Source organism: Streptomyces daliensis (assembly GCF_054782395.1).
In genome coordinates, this window is the sequence record NZ_BAAGSO010000133.1 from 127,654 (window position 1) to 142,332 (window position 14,679).

The window sequence follows — 14,679 nt, forward strand, 5'->3', positions numbered from 1 at the left end:
GGGCATCAGCGTGAAAAAGGGGATCGCGGGGGCCGCCGTCAGCGGTGCATCTCGCCGTACCCCTCGATGTCGCGGGGCGCGCGCGGCCCCGGGCCGACGTAGCGCGCGGAGGGCCGCACCAGGCGCCCCGTGCGCTTCTGCTCCAGGATGTGCGCCGACCACCCGGCCGTACGGGCGCAGGTGAACATCGACGTGAACATGTGCGCGGGCACCTCGGCGAAGTCGAGGACGATCGCCGCCCAGAACTCCACGTTCGTCTCCAGCACCCGGTCGGGGCGCCGGGCGCGCAGCTCCTCCAGCGCGGCCCGCTCCAGCGCCTCCGCCACCTCGAAGCGGGGCGCGCCCAGCTCCTTGGCCGTACGGCGCAGCACCCGCGCCCTCGGGTCCTCGGCGCGGTAGACGCGGTGCCCGAAGCCCATCAGGCGCTCGCCGCGGTCGAGCTGGCGCTTCACGTAGGCGCTCGCGTCGCCCGTGCGCTCGATCTCCTCGATCATCCCGAGCACCCGCGAGGGAGCCCCGCCGTGCAGCGGCCCCGACATCGCGCCGACGGCGCCCGACAGCGAGGCGGCCACGTCGGCGCCCGTGGAGGCGATGACGCGCGCGGTGAAGGTGGAGGCGTTCATGCCGTGCTCGGCGGCCGACGTCCAGTAGGCGTCGACCGCTGCCACGTGCCGGGGGTCGGGCTCGCCGCGCCAGCGCCGCATGAAGCGCTCCACAACGGTCTCCGCCTTGTCGATCTCCTTCTGCGGCACCATCGGCAGCCCCTGTCCGCGTGCGGACTGCGCCACGTAGGACAGGGCCATGACGGCGGCGCGGGCGAGATCGGCGCGGGCCCGCCGCTCGTCGATGTCGAGCAGCGGTTTGAGGCCCCACACAGGCGCGAGCATGGCCAGCGCGGACTGCACGTCGACGCGGATGTCACCGGAGTGCACCGGGATGGGGAAGGGCTCGGCGGGCGGCAGCCCCGGGTTGAAGCTGCCGTCGACGAGGAGCCCCCAGACGTTCCCGAAGGAGACCTCCCCGACCAGGTCCTCGATGTCCACGCCCCGATAGCGCAGGGCGCCGCCCTCCTTGTCCGGTTCTGCGATCTCCGTCTCGAACGCGACGACTCCCTCAAGACCGGGTACGAAGTCGGACATCAGGCGGCTCCCTCATGTGTGCGGCAGACGGGGCTGCCGCAGGTCGGCGACGACTGGTGCCCACGGCGAGCGCGCCGTGGACCGGGTCTGCTGCTGGATCGCTGGATCGCTGGACAGGCCGGAACGGTTCCTCCGCCCTCGCGGGGCTGGCGGACCGCGCCGTCCTCCCGGTGATGCCCCGCGCGGCCGGTGCTCACCCGGTCATGACCGGGCCGACACGATAACCGCTCCTGTCCGGGGGCCACAGTCTTCCGCTTCGCGATTTTGGCGGGTCCGGAACACGCGGGGAAGGGTGAGAAGCGGCACAGCCCGCGATCTTCCTCCGTCAGGCATGCGGCGTTGGCGGAACGGGCAGACTGGGATGCCACGGGCGGGGCCACGCGCGCCGGGATGCTGCAAGATATGCGCGTGCCACACGCTGACGATGACGCCGCCCGCAGTACGTCCCCCGCATCCCCCGCATCCTCCGCATCCTCCCCGTCCTCCGGATCCCCCGCCGCGTCCCCCTCCGGCTCCGGCCCGGCGATGCCCGCGCCGCCGCCCTCGGCGACCGCCACGCTCGACCCCGCCACCATGCGCGCCCACTACCGCGCGACGGGCCTCTCCGAGGAGGACCTGGCGCCGACCCCCTTCGAGCAGTTCACGCGCTGGTTCACCGACGCCTCGCGCGGCGGGCTGCACGAGCCGAACGCGATGGTCGTCTCCACGGCCGACGAGCGGGGCCGTCCCAGCTCCCGCACGGTCCTGCTGAAGCGGTACGACGAGCGCGGCTTCGTCTTCTTCACCCACTACGGCTCCCGCAAGGGCCGCGAGCTGGAGGCGAACCCCTACGTCTCGCTGCTCTTCCCCTGGCACGGCATCGCCCGGCAGGTCATCATCTCGGGCACGGCCGAGCGGATCGGCCGCGACGAGACCGCCGCTTACTTCCGCACCCGCCCGCACGGCTCCCAGCTCGGCGCCTGGGCCAGCGACCAGTCCGCGCGCGTGGAGTCCCGCGCCGACCTGGACCGCGTGTACGAGGAACTCGCGGCGCGCTACCCGGAGGGCGAGGACGTCCCGGCCCCGCCGCACTGGGGCGGCATCCGCGTACGCCCGTCGAGCGCCGAGTTCTGGCAGGGCCGCGAGAACCGTCTGCACGACCGGCTCCGCTACGTCCGCGCGGAAGGGGACGAGGGCGGCTCCTGGACGGTGGAGCGGCTCTCCCCGTAGAGCCGTGGGGAGCGGTGGGAAGCGCTGGGGAGCGCTGGAAAGCAGACGACCCGCGGGCTGCCTCCTCTCGCCGTGGCGAGAGGCGCCGGTCGGACGAGTCCGACGAGCCCGCGGGTCGGGTGACTGCTGAGATTGGCCGGGCGAACCGGCGTCACACTGTGGCGACGGCTCTAGGCCGCAGCCACCTCACGCGTCCGGTCGTAGCTCATCTGCCGGATCACCTCCTTTCTCGTGTGCACCGCACGTTAGGCAGCGGGAAAAGCCCTCGCAAGCGAATTTCGGGGCGACAACGATTTTCCCGAATACGGTGTGTGCTGGGTCACGTTCGAGTTGAATGATCCGTGCAGGCGGCAACAGCCGCAGGCGACAGATTCATCGTGAACGCGTTCAGCCGGGGGTGCTCTCGTGGCCGCACAGTCCAAGATTCACTCCGCGTCGTCGTCCGACGGTGACGGCGACGGCGGCGACGGCGGAGGCAGCGGAGAAGGCGGGGCCGACGACGAGCTTCTCCTCGCCGCCCTCCTCGACGGTATGGACGCCGCCCTCTGCGCCTTCGACGCCGAGGGCGTCGTCACCCACTGGAACCGCGAGGCCGAACGCATCCTGGGCTGGACCCAGGAGGAGGCCGTCGGCCGCCAGGGACTGGCGGGCTGGGCCATTCGCGCGGCCGACGCGCAGGACGTCGAGGCGCGGCTGCTGGGCGCGATGAAGTCCCCGGGACGCCAGGTCCACGAGTTCGCGCTGCTCACCAAGGAGGGCGGCCGGGTCCTGGTGCGTACCCAGTCCTCTGCCGTCGCCGACGCCGAGGGCAACCCCATGGGCGTCTACTGCGCCTTCAGCGAGGTGCACGCCCAGATCGACCTGGAGCGCTCCATCGCGCTCAGCGAGGCGCTGTTCGAGGACGCCTCCTGGGGCGTGGTCCTCGTCGACGCGGATCTGCGCCCCGCCGTCGCCAACCTGCACGCGGCCCGCGCCTTCCAGGTCTCGCGCACGGCGATGCTGGGGCAGCCGCTGGGGGAGTTCGTCGACCAAGGTCTGGAAGAGCTGGAGGCCGCCCTCCAGCACGTCCTCGCCGAGGGCACGCCCCCGGGGCCCGCCGAGATCTGGGTGACCCTGCGCCCCGGGCGCGCTGGACGCGCGGGCGACGGCGAGGGCGGCGCGGACGGGAAGGGCGCCGAGGGGAAGGGCGGCGGCGCGAAGGAGGGGGCCGCGTCCCGCCGCTGCTGGCGCAGCGGCTTCCTGCGGCTGGCCTCTCCGCTCGCGGAGGAACCGGTTCCGCTCGGGGTCGCCTGGCTCTTCCAGGACATGACCGACACCAAGCTGCTCGAGCAGGAAGCGGCGCGGCTGCGCTTCCGCGACAACCAGCTCCACCGGGCAGCGCGTGCCGCCGCCGAGTGCGAGAACCCGATGGAAGCGGCGACCATCCACCTCGACTTCGCCCTCGCGGGCTTCGCCGACCACGCGCTGCTGGACCTGACGCCCGTGGCCTGGGCCGACCGCGAGACCGACCCCGAGGGCGCCCCCCGCCTCATCCGCGCCGCGGCCACGCCCGTGGCGGCGCCCGGCCCCCTCCCACTGATCGAGCCCGACCTCGGCGGCGGCCTCCCCGTCGGCTATGACGCGGGGCACCCCGCGCTCCAGGCGTACGAGCGTTGCGGCTCCGTGCGCGCGAGTGTCGGCGGCTCGGGGGCGCCCGGCTGGGCGGCGGCACGCAAGTGGCCCGAGGGGACGGTGCACGGGCTGTGCACGGTGCTGCGGAGCAGGGGGCGGTCGCTGGGGGTGGCGACGTTCCTGAGAGGCGCGAGCAGGCGCCCCTTCGACCGCTCCGACGCGACGTACGCCGAGGACATCGCCATCCGCATCGCCGCCTCCATCGACCTCTCCCGCACGACGCGCTAACCCCTTCGCGGGGTGCGGAAGGAAACGGGGGGGGTGTCGGTTCGCCGGGGGTGTTGCGCGGGACGGTTGGCCGGTGTGGTGGGTGCCGTAGGGTCCCGCGCTGATTTTTGCGCCGTGGCACGCAGTGGGGTGGCTTGGCGCCGTTTTTCGGGTGCGGGCCGGTGGCTTCGGCGCGGTGTGTGGTTGCGGTGCGATGCGGCTGGCGCCGCGTGGTTCTTGGCTTGTGCCGGTGGCCGTGTGGGGTTGCTGTGTGGTGGGGGTCGGTGCCGCGCCGGGGTGTCTCCTCGGCGTGAAGGTCTCGTGTTCGGCTTTCCGCCGGTGACTTTCTCGACCTGCGGGGACACCCCACCACGTCCCCTCCCACCCGGTGGCCACCAGCACCACTGTTGTGGGCAAGCGTCCCGCTCGGCGAGGGGGCACCTCCCAGCGGTAGCTGGGGGAGGGTGGGCACAACCCGTGCCACCGGGCCGCAGCACGCGAACGAAAGCCCAAGGGGCACTCGGGTAGGCGCACCCCTGCGTGAGTGGGGACCCCCGGGAAGGCTTCACCCCGTACCCCGTGAGGGGGTGCAGCCCGGTGAAGGGGGAACCCTGCGTTTTAACGGTAGAAGATGCGGTCCGCGTATTCCGCCATGACGTGGGCGTTCCAGGCGTGGCCGCCGTCGACGTTGCCCGAGCGCAACAGGGGCGGATCGATGCCGCGCCGGGCCAGCTCACCCGCGGCGGTCGCGACAACCGCCTGCATCATCGCGCTGGTCACCACCGTCGACGAGGGAGCGAACCGCGCCTCGATCCCCGGGACCTCCAGTTCCGCGTCCCCGACACCGATATGGCTGTCGAGCACCACGTCACAGTGATCCCTCAGAAACGTGCCGGTCGAGTGCCGCGACCGCGTGCTCTCCGCGTACGCCACCGACGTGAGCCCGACCACCTTCAGGCCCAGCGCCCGCGCGTTCATCGCCATCTCCACGGGCAGCTCGTTGCGCCCCGAAAGGGAGATCACGAACAGTGTGTCCCCGGCCCGCGCCGGGCTGGAGTCGAGCACCGTGCCCGCGAGCCCGCCGACCCGCTCCAGGGCGCTGCCGAGCGTCGCCGGGCGCACGTCGACGCCGAGCACACCCGGCACGACCAGCAGGTTCATGACGGCGAGCCCGCCCGCGCGGTAGACGACGTCCTGCGCGGGGAGCGAGGAGTGGCCCGCACCGAAGGCGAAGATCCGGCCACCCTCGGCGACCGTGTCGGCGATCAGCTTTCCCGCGGCGGCGATGTTTTCCGCCTCCGCGTCCCTGACCTGCTGCAACAGCCCGATCGCGGCGTCGAAGAAGTCGCTTGCCAGGGTGTTATCGCTCATGCCGCACGGCCCCTCGGTCTATGGTTCGGGGGCATCCTCGCCCTCCGCCGCGATCACGGTGAGGTCCGGACCAGCGCCCTGTCAATAGAGCGCCAGGGGCCTGTCCGCTCCTGCGCGGCACAGTTGTCGGCGCGATGCGTCAGAATTGAAGACAGGGCCACCGCACGAGCTGACATAGGGGCACGCATGTCCGGATTGATCGACACCACGGAGATGTATCTCCGCACCATTCTGGAGCTGGAGGAGGAGGGCGTGGTCCCCATGCGTGCCCGTATCGCCGAGCGGCTCGATCAGAGCGGCCCGACGGTGAGCCAGACCGTGGCGCGCATGGAGCGCGACGGCCTGGTCACGGTGGCCGGGGACCGTCATCTGGAGCTGACGGAAGAGGGCAGGCGGCTCGCCACCCGGGTGATGCGCAAGCACCGTCTGGCCGAGTGTCTGCTCGTCGATGTGATCGGCCTGGAGTGGGAGCAGGTGCACGCGGAGGCGTGCCGCTGGGAGCACGTGATGAGCGAGGCGGTGGAGCGCCGCGTGCTGGAGCTGCTGCGGCACCCGACCGAGTCGCCGTACGGCAACCCCATCCCGGGCCTGGAGGAGCTGGGCGAGAAGGCCGAGGCCGATCCGTTCCTGGACGCTGGCATGGTGAGCCTGGGCGATCTGGACCCGGGCGGGGACGGCAAGACCGTCGTCGTGCGCCGGATCGGCGAGCCGATCCAGATGGACGCGCAGTTGATGTACACGCTGCGGCGGGCCGGTGTGCAGCCGGGCGCCGTGGTCAGTGTGAACTCGGGCTCGGCGGGCGGCGTGCAGGTCGGCAGCAGCGGCGAGGCGGCCGAGCTGGATTCGGACATCGCGGCACACGTCTTCGTCGCCAAGCGCTGACACCCGCCTGTACGTCCGTCCGCTCCCGCGGGCCTCGGCCCGCCTGTCCGGCGGGCGGGTGCGGGCCCTGGCCCGTCGGGCCACGGGGCCCATGGACGTACGGGCAACGGACCTCCGGCACCGGCCCCCGGGCGGTCCGCGCCCTCGGCGACGCGCCCTCGGGCCCGCCCGACGCCCGCCCTGCGGGCCACCGCGCCTCCCCGCCGACCCGACCCGACCGCGTCCGGCCGCCCCGCACCGTCACATTCCGCGACGGCCCGCCTCGCGGCACCGCTCCGGCGTGCGCCCCCGCACGCCCACGGGGCGACCACGCACGGCGGGGCACCGTCGAACAGCGCGCTGACCAGGGGCTGAGGTAGCCGCGGGCGGAGGTGTGCGCGGGCGGCGCCCTGCCGCAGGCGTGGGCGGCGGCGCCGTGTGGGAGGCGGAAGAACTTCGCAAACGGCCCTCCGGGTACCAGAGTTGCCGGAATCCGAGCGGTCGCGTGCGCGGCGTGCAACGCTGTGGCTACGCACATACGCGCGGAAGGGGAGCCGTCGATGAAGCGGGCCGAGCTAGCTGACCGGGCCGACAGCGAGGGCCCCGGCGCCTTCGGCAGCCGGGGCCCCGCTTCCCCAATTCCCCCCGAAGTGACCCGGAGCCCCGAGCTCTCAGGGTCAACCCCCCTCCCGGTAGCTGTCTCCCCTCGCCGCACTCGGCCAACCCTTGAGCAAGGTCACTCGAACGAGGGGTGTCCTCGCGGACGTCGATACGTTCGAATAGAAGTTCGATAGCGTGACGCAGCGGTCAGACGGAATGGGGGTGCCAAGACGCATGGTGCGACGGATCAATGTGACCGGAGCGGACGGGGTAAGGCTCGCAGCCTGGGAGTTCGCCGACCCGCCCAAGGGAGGCTCCGAACAGGAGGTCCTGCCCGACGCCGGTCCCGCGCAAGGCTCTCAGGCGCAGCCGCGGAAGCCACCCGGCGTGCTGTTGCTGCACGGGCTGATGGGCCGGGCCTCCCACTGGGCCGGCACGGCGCGCTGGCTCTCCGGGCGCTATCGGGCCATAGCACTCGATCAGCGCGGGCACGGCCGCAGCGACAAGCCCACCGAGGGGGCGTACGACAGGGAGTCCTTCGTCGCCGATGCCGAGGCCGCGATCGAGCAGTTGGGCCTCGCGCCCCTCGCCGTCATAGGCCACTCCATGGGCGCGCTCACCGCCTGGCAGCTCGCCGCCAAGCGGCCGGACCTCGTGCACGCCCTGGTCGTCTGCGACATGCGCGCCTCGGCGCTGGGGGAGCAGTCCCAGCGGGAGTGGGAGGAATGGTTCAAGTCCTGGCCGGTCCCCTTCGCGACGCTTTCGGACGTCCGCAAGTGGTTCGGCGAGGAGGATCCGTCGCTGGAGCGCCCCAACCCGGCGCGCGGTGACTTCTTCGCCGAGGTCATGGCGGAGCGGGGCGACGGCTGGCGGCCGGTGTTCTCGCGGCGTCAGATGCTGACCGTCCGCGAGGGCTGGGTGAACGACGCGCACTGGGACGAGCTGGCCCAGGTGCGCTGCCCGACGCTCGTCGTGCGCGGTATCGACGGCGATCTGGGCCGGGCCGAGGCCCAGGAGATGGTGCGTGTCCTGCCCCGCGGGATATACGCGGAGGTGCCGGAGGCCGGGCATCTGATCCACTACGACCAGCCGGGGGACTGGCGCCGGGTCGTGGATCCGTTCCTCCAGGCCGCGTTGGCGACCAGTTCCTGATCGCCGCTGTGTCACGTGCGGGGCCCTCCCCCTGGGCCCCGTGCGCCGCGTTGTACGCCCCCTACGCCGCATCCCTTCCGGCCATTTCGTCGCCCCCGTCCGCCTGACCCCGGCTGCCTGACTCCGCCTGCCGGGTCCCGCCCGGTCCGTCAGCCCTGGTGCCGGGACGTCGCCGCGTCGCGCCCGCACGCGTAGGCGAGGGGGGCGATCACTTCCTCAGCGTCGGGAAGCCAGCGGTTGGAGGCCGTGGGCCTGCGGGCCCACTGGACCGAGCCCCTGGTGCCCAGCCGGGACGGCGGGGCCGCGATCCAGTCGCCCTCGCCGCGCGCCGTCAGGTCCAGCGCGCCGGGGGCCCAGCCCAGCTTGCGTACGAGACCGGGGATCTTGGCCGCGCCGCCGGGGAGGACGAAGAAGAGCATCCGTCCGTCGGGTGTGCAGGTGACGGGGCCGAGGGACAGCTCCATCCGCTCCATGCGCGCCAGCGCGAGGCAGCCGGCGGTCTCCGGCACGTCGACGGCGTCGAAGGTGCGCCCCGTCGGCAGCAGTACGGACGCGCGGGGCTCCTTCGTCCACATGCGGCGGACGACGGTCGCGCTGCCCGTCGCGTCCCCGGACCAGCGCCGGTTGGCGGGGTGCGCGCCGGGGTGCGCGCAGTCGGTCTCTCCGCAGGTGCAGCGCGGCACGCCCTCGACGGTCTCCAGCCAGGTGCCGGGGAACACGTCCCAGTGCCGCTCCTCCGCGTAGCGCACCGCGTGGTCGAGCGGGGGTTCGCCGCGCTGCTGTGGGATGTGCGGGGTTGTCGTGATTCCTGATGTGACTCCAATGGTCTCTTCCACGCACATCCCAACTGCCCCTGTGGGCAAGGGTTACGGGGCCTTTCGGGGCTTCCCGTGGCATCCCGCGCACCCCGTCGCCGGGCCCCTCCGCGAGCGCTTCCCGGTCCTTCCGCGAGCGCTTCCCGGGCGCTTCGCGGCCGTCGCCCCGCCCGTCCCGTCACCCCGGCGCACGGGGCGCGCGGCGGGCCCGCACGAGGGCGGCCCAGGCGGGCGGAGGGAGGGGCGGGATACCACGTTGTACGTGTCCTGACCTGCGTTTTCACAAGGGGTCGCTGACGGGGCTCGGAACGGCGCACAGATGCATGTGTGGGGGCGCGTGCACAGATGTACGTCCGTGCGCGGGTAGTCCCTCTCCGGTGCATTGCGCTGCGAAGTGCCGGAGTTCATGCGGAATTTCTGCATATGCGCTGGGCAGTGATCATCCAAAACCTTCACCAGAGGGGGATCACATGGCCGCCAGGCCGCTGGTCGCGAGGCAGCCCAACGAACGGCTGCAAGCACTCATCCAGGAGGCGAACTGCTCCAACGCCGGGCTGGCCCGTCGCGTCAACATGTGCGGCGCCGAGCACGGCCTCGACCTCCGTTACGACAAGACCTCGGTCGCCCGCTGGCTGCGGGGCCAGCAGCCGCGCGGGCGCGCGCCCGGCATCATCGCCGAGGCGCTGGGCCGCAAGCTGGGCCGGACGGTCACGATCGACGAGATCGGCATGGCCAACGGCAAGAACCTCGCCTCCGGCGTGGGCCTCCAGTTCGCGCCCACCGTGCTCGGCGCCGTCGAGCAGGTCTGTGAGCTGTGGCGCAGCGACGTGGGCCGACGCGACTTCCTCACCGGGTCGACCGTCGCCGCCTCCGCGCTCGTCGAGCCGAGCCGCGACTGGCTGATCACGGCGCCGGACGGCCAGGTGGCGCGCAACGCGGGCGCGCGCGTGGGTGCTTCGGACGTGGAGGCGGTACGGGCGACGACCGACGCGCTCTCCCGGCTCGACCACCGCTTCGGCAGCGGGCACATCAGGCCCGTCGTCGTGCACTACCTCAACAGCGTGGTGTCCGGGCTCCTCGCGGGCTCGTACAAGGAGGCCGTCGGGCGCGCGCTCTTCGCGGCCGTCGCGCGGCTCACCGAACTCGCGGGCTACATGGCCGTCGACACCGGGCAGCACGGTCTGGCGCAGCGCTACTACATCCAGGCGCTGCGCATGGCGCAGGCGGCGGGCGACCGCGCGTACGGCGGCTATGTGCTGGCCGCCAGCATGAGCCACCTGGCCGCCTCGTTCGGGAACCCGCGCGAGATCGCCCAGTTGGCGCGCGCGGCGCAGGAGGGGGCGCGTGGGCAGGTCACGCCGCGCGCCGAGGCGATGTTCTACGCGGCGGAGGCGCGCGGGCACGCGCTGATGGGCGACGCGCGGGCGTGCCAGCACCTGTCGGGCCAGGCCCAGTCGGCGATGGAACGGGCCGAGGGCGAGGAGGGCTCGGGCGACGACCCGGTGTGGATCGCGCACTTCGACCGCGCCTACCTCGCCGACGAACTCGCGCACTGCCACCGCGACCTGAACCAGCCTCAGGGCGCCACCGCACGCGCCGAGGAGGCCCTCGCGGGGCACCCGGAGGGGCGGGCGAGGCGGCGGGCCATCGGGCTGTTCCTGCTCGCCAGCGCGCAGGTGCAGCAGCGTGACATTGAGCACGCTTGCCATACCGGAGCAAAGGCCACGGAACTCCTCGCGGGGCTGCGCTCGGACCGCGGCGTCGAGTATCTGGACGACTTCCGCCAGCGGTTGCTGCCGTACGCGGACGAACCGGTCGTCCGCGAGTTCTCGGCGCGACTGGACCTGGCGGCGGTGGCGTAACGGGCTGGTTCACGGCAAATCCGCACTATGTGAGGGGAAAGGTTGCTGTCCCCCGATCAGGGGCGTGGTCGACCATCCTGGCGACCCGGTAGCGTGAGCCGACGATTCCGAAAGCCAGGTTGATCGAGGAGTCCCGGTGACAGCGCAGAGCGGACGTGGACAGGGCGACGAGCCCCTCTACGAGGGAGTCGTGCTGCCCGCGAACGGTGACCCGTGGACTCCCGAGCAGCAGCGGCAGGTCGCCCAGTCCACCGCGCAGCCCCTGGCAGGCCAGCCGTGGGGCCAGCCCTGGGGCCCCGAGTCCAGCGCCGCCACGCAGCAGCCTCCGGCCGAGTCGTACGGGACATCCGGGACATCCGGGACGGACGGCGGCGGCTACGCGGCGGGACAGGGCGCTTACGGCTCCGACGCGTATCAGGCGGCCGACCCGTACCGTACCGAGGGCTACGGCGGCCGGCCGGGGTACGACGCCTGGTCAGGACACGCGGCCCCGCCGGCGCCGTACGGACAGCCCGGACAGCAAGGGCAGTACGACCAGCAGGGACAACAGGGCCAGCAGGCGCAGTACGGGCAGTCAGCGCCGTACGCCGCACCGGCCCCGCCCCCGATGCCGCCGCCCATGCCTCCGACGGCGCCGCCGCAGCCCGCGCGGCAGCCGATGCCCGGGACGCCGCAGGGCGGCCAGGAAGTGGGCGGCACATACGGGGGGCAGCCGCTGCCTCCCATGGGCCCGCCCGCGCAGCAGTCCGCACCGCCCCCGCAGGGCAGCGGCGCCTACGGCCAGGGCACCTACGGCGCGGGCCCGCTGCCCCCGCACGGCGCCCAGGACGGGCAGGGCGACCACGGCCCCGCGGAGGGCCAGGGGTCCTACGGCGCCCCGGTGCCGTACAACCCGCCGCCCTCGGCGCCCCCGCCCCCGGCCGCAGCGCCGATGCCGCCCGCCGAGGCGCCGGGCGCGCACGCGGCGCCCGTAGCGCCGGAGGAGAGCACGCAGTTGCTGCCGCCGCAGCCCGCGGGCGCGCCGGACGCCGGACGGCAGCCGCTGCCGGAGAGCCCGGGCGGTCCGGAGAGCGATGCCGAGGCGACGCAGATGATCCCGCCTGTGCAGGTCGAAGCGGCGCGGCAGCCCGGCCCCCTGCCCGGCGAGTGGCCGGACGCGGCGCGCTCGGACTCCGAGGCGACCCAGTACATAGACCCCATCAACGACGGGCCAGGCTACGGGGAGCAGTACGGCGGTTCGCTGCCGGAGAGCGACTCCGAGGCCACGCAGATGATCCCGCCGCAGACGGCGGGCGGCCCCCAGGCGACGACGACGCTGCGCTCCCCGCTCCCGCCGGAGTCCGGCGGCGCAGGCGGCACCGGCGGCGGCCAGGCGCGGTCCGCCTCGGCGCAGGCGGGACCGCCGCCCGCCTCGGCCCCGTACGGCATCCGTCCAAGCGCCCCCGGTGCCCCTGGTGAGCAGCGGAAGCGGTCCGAAAGACAGCCGCCCGCCGGGTTCGAGAACCTCTTCAGGGCCGATCCGGCGGACGATCCCGCCAACGACCCCGGCTCCACGCAGAGCCTGCCCCTGTTCGACCACGCCGCCGATCAGCAGAGCGGCCAGGGTGCCGCAGGGCCGCAGGGCCGCGCCGCACGGCGCGCCGCCGGCCACGGCGCGGGCGCCCATGGCAGCCACGCCGGTCACGGCAGCCATGGCGGACACGGTGGCCATGGCGGTCACGGCGCGGGCCGTGGCGGCAGCGGACGCGGTGGCGGCAGCCGTATGTCGCCCGCCGTGCTGATCGGTGTCGGCATCGGCGCCGTCGCCGTGGTCGGCCTGGTGGCGGGCGCCGTCATCAGCGGCGGCGGCGACGAGGACGAGGGTGCCGCGGGCAGGCCGGCCAAGGCTCCGGCGGCCGAGAAGTCCTCGGCCGCGCCCGACCCCGCCGAGGGCCAGGCCAAGCAGCTCGACAAACTCCTCCAGGACAGCAACAACAGCCGCTCGACGGTGATCCGCTCCGTCGAGAACATCAAGTCCTGCCAGAAGCTGGGCAAGTCGGCCGACGATCTGCGTTCAGCGGCCGAGCAGCGCAACAGCCTGGTGACCCGGCTCAACGAGCTGACGATCGACGAGGTCCCGGACAACGCGGACCTCAAGTCCTCGCTCACCCAGGCGTGGAAGTCCTCGGCCTCGGCCGACAGCCACTACGCCGCCTGGGCCGACCAGGTCGCGAAGAAGGGCAAGAAAGCCTGTCCCAAGGGCAAGGCGCGCACCACAGGGCACACCGCGGCGGGCAACACCGAGAGCGGCAAGGCGACGACGGCCAAGAAGAAGGCCGCGGGCCTGTGGAACCCGACGGCGAAGAAGTACGGCCTGCACGAGCGCCAGTTCGGCCAGCTCTAGCCGGTCGGCACTTGTGGCCTCCGCCCCCCGGGGTCGGCGCCGTCCCCCGTCGGCTAGCCCTCGTGCTCGCCCTCCAGTGTGCGCTCCACGTCGATGAAGCCCTCGCGCACCGCGACCAGCTTGCCCTCGCGCACCCGCTGGTAGGTGACCATCGCGTTGACGATGCGGGGGAAGTCGCGGGCCGCGAGCATGTTCTCGTAGCTCCAGCTCAGCTTCGGCGTCAGGCCGCCCGTCGTGACCGGCGTGCCCGTGTCCAGGGCGCGCCGCACGGACTTGGCCGTGACCCCGCCGTCGATCGACTCCAGCACGTGGTGCAGCACGGTGTAGGCGATCCACGTCGTCTGGACGCCGGGGTCCGTGACGTCGATCCGGTTGTCGCCAAACGCGTGCTCGCGCACCACCTTCTTCATCGGGTCCCAGCGCTCGTCGCTCGCGACCGGGTACCAGCCCGTCGCGTACGCGCCCTCCAGCGGGCTGTCGCTCCCGCCCGAGCGGTTCACCAGCGACTGCCGCAGGCTGCCCAGCACCGACGCGGTGCGCACCTGGGGGTTGTCCTCCTGGAGCCGCCGGAAGGAGTCGAAGAAGGTGTCGGTACGGCCGCCCAGCACCGCCGTGACGCAGGCGCCCTTCGCCTTGCCGCCGTACTTGGCGTATCCGTAGCGCTCGCTGTCGGCGCCCGCCGCGGTCAGGGCCTGCTGGGCCTGCTTGGTGTAGTCCGAGGCCGCCTCGGGGGCGCGGATGTCGGTGGCCTTCCCGGCGTCGGCGTCGCCGTCCGCGAGGCCGTCGTTGAGGAGCGCGGGGAGCTGGTCGCCCGCGATGGTGTCGGGGCGCACGAGCGAGACGCGCTCGCAGTCCCCCGCCGCGAGCTGGCGGCCGTTGCCCGCGATGAGGGCGGGCAGGCCGCCGTTGACGGGGTACGAGAGCGGGCTCGTGAACTCCTCGTCCGCGACGCCGTAACCGCCGATGTACGGGATGCCCGCGCCCTCCAGGGAGGACATGAACGAGCGCCCGTGCTGGCTGTACGAGCCGACGACCGCGACCGCGTCCTTCTTCGCCGCGCGGGCCGCGCAGCGCGCCGCGCGCACCGTGTCGTTGTGGTCGTTGCAGGTGAGGACCTTGAGGGGGTGGCCGTTGATGCCGCCCTTGGAGTTGACCCAGCGCGCGTACGCCTGCGCCATCGCGGGCATGCCCGGCATGTTCGTCGCGCCCGTGTTCTCCGGTGCCCAGGTCATCACCGTGATCGGGTCGTCGGCGCTGGCCTCGGCCGTGCCGGGCAGTACGCCGCAGCCGCTCATGGTCAGGCTCAGCAGGGTGGCGCCCGCTGCCGTGGCGGCGACCAGGGTCTTGCCGCCGCGGCGTGGAAGGAGAGTGCGAGGACGATGACGGGTGCGGCGCCGTGCGGTCATGGG

Annotated in this window: 10 protein-coding genes; 6 read left to right on the plus strand and 4 right to left on the minus strand. The window is 73.1% G+C overall.

Annotated elements, in window-relative coordinates; translation table 11 throughout:
• Nucleotides 1–38 precede the first annotated feature (38 nt).
• The gene (locus ACYVOO_RS37935) at nucleotides 39–1,139 is read right to left on the minus strand and encodes a citrate synthase 2 (RefSeq protein ID WP_461020273.1); all 1,101 of its coding nucleotides are present in this window, start codon (nucleotides 1,137–1,139) and stop codon (nucleotides 39–41) included.
• A gap of 573 nt (nucleotides 1,140–1,712) precedes the next feature.
• Here ACYVOO_RS37935 and pdxH point away from each other — a divergent pair.
• Nucleotides 1,713–2,348: a pyridoxamine 5'-phosphate oxidase gene (gene pdxH / locus ACYVOO_RS37940; protein ID WP_461020402.1), complete on the plus strand. Its 636-nt coding sequence runs from the start codon at nucleotides 1,713–1,715 to the stop codon at nucleotides 2,346–2,348.
• Between the two features lie 405 nt (nucleotides 2,349–2,753).
• On the plus strand, nucleotides 2,754–4,247 hold the full coding sequence (locus tag ACYVOO_RS37945; protein ID WP_461020274.1) for a PAS domain-containing protein: 1,494 nt from the start codon (nucleotides 2,754–2,756) through the stop codon (nucleotides 4,245–4,247).
• A 597-nt stretch (nucleotides 4,248–4,844) separates the two neighbouring features.
• On the opposite strand, the gene ACYVOO_RS37950 is transcribed toward ACYVOO_RS37945, so the two are convergent.
• Complete coding sequence (locus ACYVOO_RS37950) at nucleotides 4,845–5,597, minus strand: SIS domain-containing protein (RefSeq protein WP_461020275.1); 753 nt, start codon at nucleotides 5,595–5,597, stop codon at nucleotides 4,845–4,847.
• 186 nt (nucleotides 5,598–5,783) lie between these two features.
• Between ACYVOO_RS37950 and ACYVOO_RS37955 the strand changes: the two genes are divergently transcribed.
• Nucleotides 5,784–6,479 (plus strand): metal-dependent transcriptional regulator, encoded by a 696-nt coding sequence (locus ACYVOO_RS37955; RefSeq protein WP_453344815.1) that lies wholly within the window; start codon nucleotides 5,784–5,786, stop codon nucleotides 6,477–6,479.
• 813 nt (nucleotides 6,480–7,292) lie between these two features.
• Nucleotides 7,293–8,210: an alpha/beta fold hydrolase gene (locus ACYVOO_RS37960; RefSeq protein WP_461020276.1), complete on the plus strand. Its 918-nt coding sequence runs from the start codon at nucleotides 7,293–7,295 to the stop codon at nucleotides 8,208–8,210.
• 149 nt (nucleotides 8,211–8,359) lie between these two features.
• Here the strand turns inward: ACYVOO_RS37960 and ACYVOO_RS37965 are convergent, their stop codons facing one another.
• Nucleotides 8,360–9,046, minus strand: a complete 687-nt coding sequence (locus tag ACYVOO_RS37965; RefSeq protein WP_461020277.1) for a bifunctional DNA primase/polymerase — start codon at nucleotides 9,044–9,046, stop codon at nucleotides 8,360–8,362.
• Between the two features lie 449 nt (nucleotides 9,047–9,495).
• Between ACYVOO_RS37965 and ACYVOO_RS37970 the strand changes: the two genes are divergently transcribed.
• Nucleotides 9,496–10,887: a transcriptional regulator gene (locus ACYVOO_RS37970; RefSeq protein ID WP_461020278.1), complete on the plus strand. Its 1,392-nt coding sequence runs from the start codon at nucleotides 9,496–9,498 to the stop codon at nucleotides 10,885–10,887.
• 136 nt (nucleotides 10,888–11,023) lie between these two features.
• The gene (locus ACYVOO_RS37975; RefSeq protein WP_461020279.1) at nucleotides 11,024–13,270 is read left to right on the plus strand and encodes a hypothetical protein; all 2,247 of its coding nucleotides are present in this window, start codon (nucleotides 11,024–11,026) and stop codon (nucleotides 13,268–13,270) included.
• 53 nt (nucleotides 13,271–13,323) lie between these two features.
• Here ACYVOO_RS37975 and ACYVOO_RS37980 read toward each other — a convergent pair whose 3' ends face one another.
• Nucleotides 13,324–14,676, minus strand: a complete 1,353-nt coding sequence (locus ACYVOO_RS37980; RefSeq protein WP_461020280.1) for an ABC transporter substrate-binding protein — start codon at nucleotides 14,674–14,676, stop codon at nucleotides 13,324–13,326.
• Nucleotides 14,677–14,679 lie beyond the last annotated feature (3 nt).

Excerpts from the sequence above, each read along its gene's own strand:
- ACYVOO_RS37935 (WP_461020273.1), bottom strand. The coding sequence starts at position 1,139 with ATGTCCGACTTCGTACCCGGTCTTGAGGGAGTCGTCGCGTTCGAGACG.
- pdxH (WP_461020402.1), top strand. The coding sequence starts at position 1,713 with ATGCGCGCCCACTACCGCGCGACGGGCCTCTCCGAGGAGGACCTGGCG.
- ACYVOO_RS37950 (WP_461020275.1), bottom strand. The coding sequence starts at position 5,597 with ATGAGCGATAACACCCTGGCAAGCGACTTCTTCGACGCCGCGATCGGG.
- ACYVOO_RS37955 (WP_453344815.1), top strand. The coding sequence starts at position 5,784 with ATGTCCGGATTGATCGACACCACGGAGATGTATCTCCGCACCATTCTG.
- ACYVOO_RS37960 (WP_461020276.1), top strand. The coding sequence starts at position 7,293 with ATGGTGCGACGGATCAATGTGACCGGAGCGGACGGGGTAAGGCTCGCA.
- ACYVOO_RS37970 (WP_461020278.1), top strand. The coding sequence starts at position 9,496 with ATGGCCGCCAGGCCGCTGGTCGCGAGGCAGCCCAACGAACGGCTGCAA.
- ACYVOO_RS37980 (WP_461020280.1), bottom strand. The coding sequence starts at position 14,676 with ATGACCGCACGGCGCCGCACCCGTCATCGTCCTCGCACTCTCCTTCCA.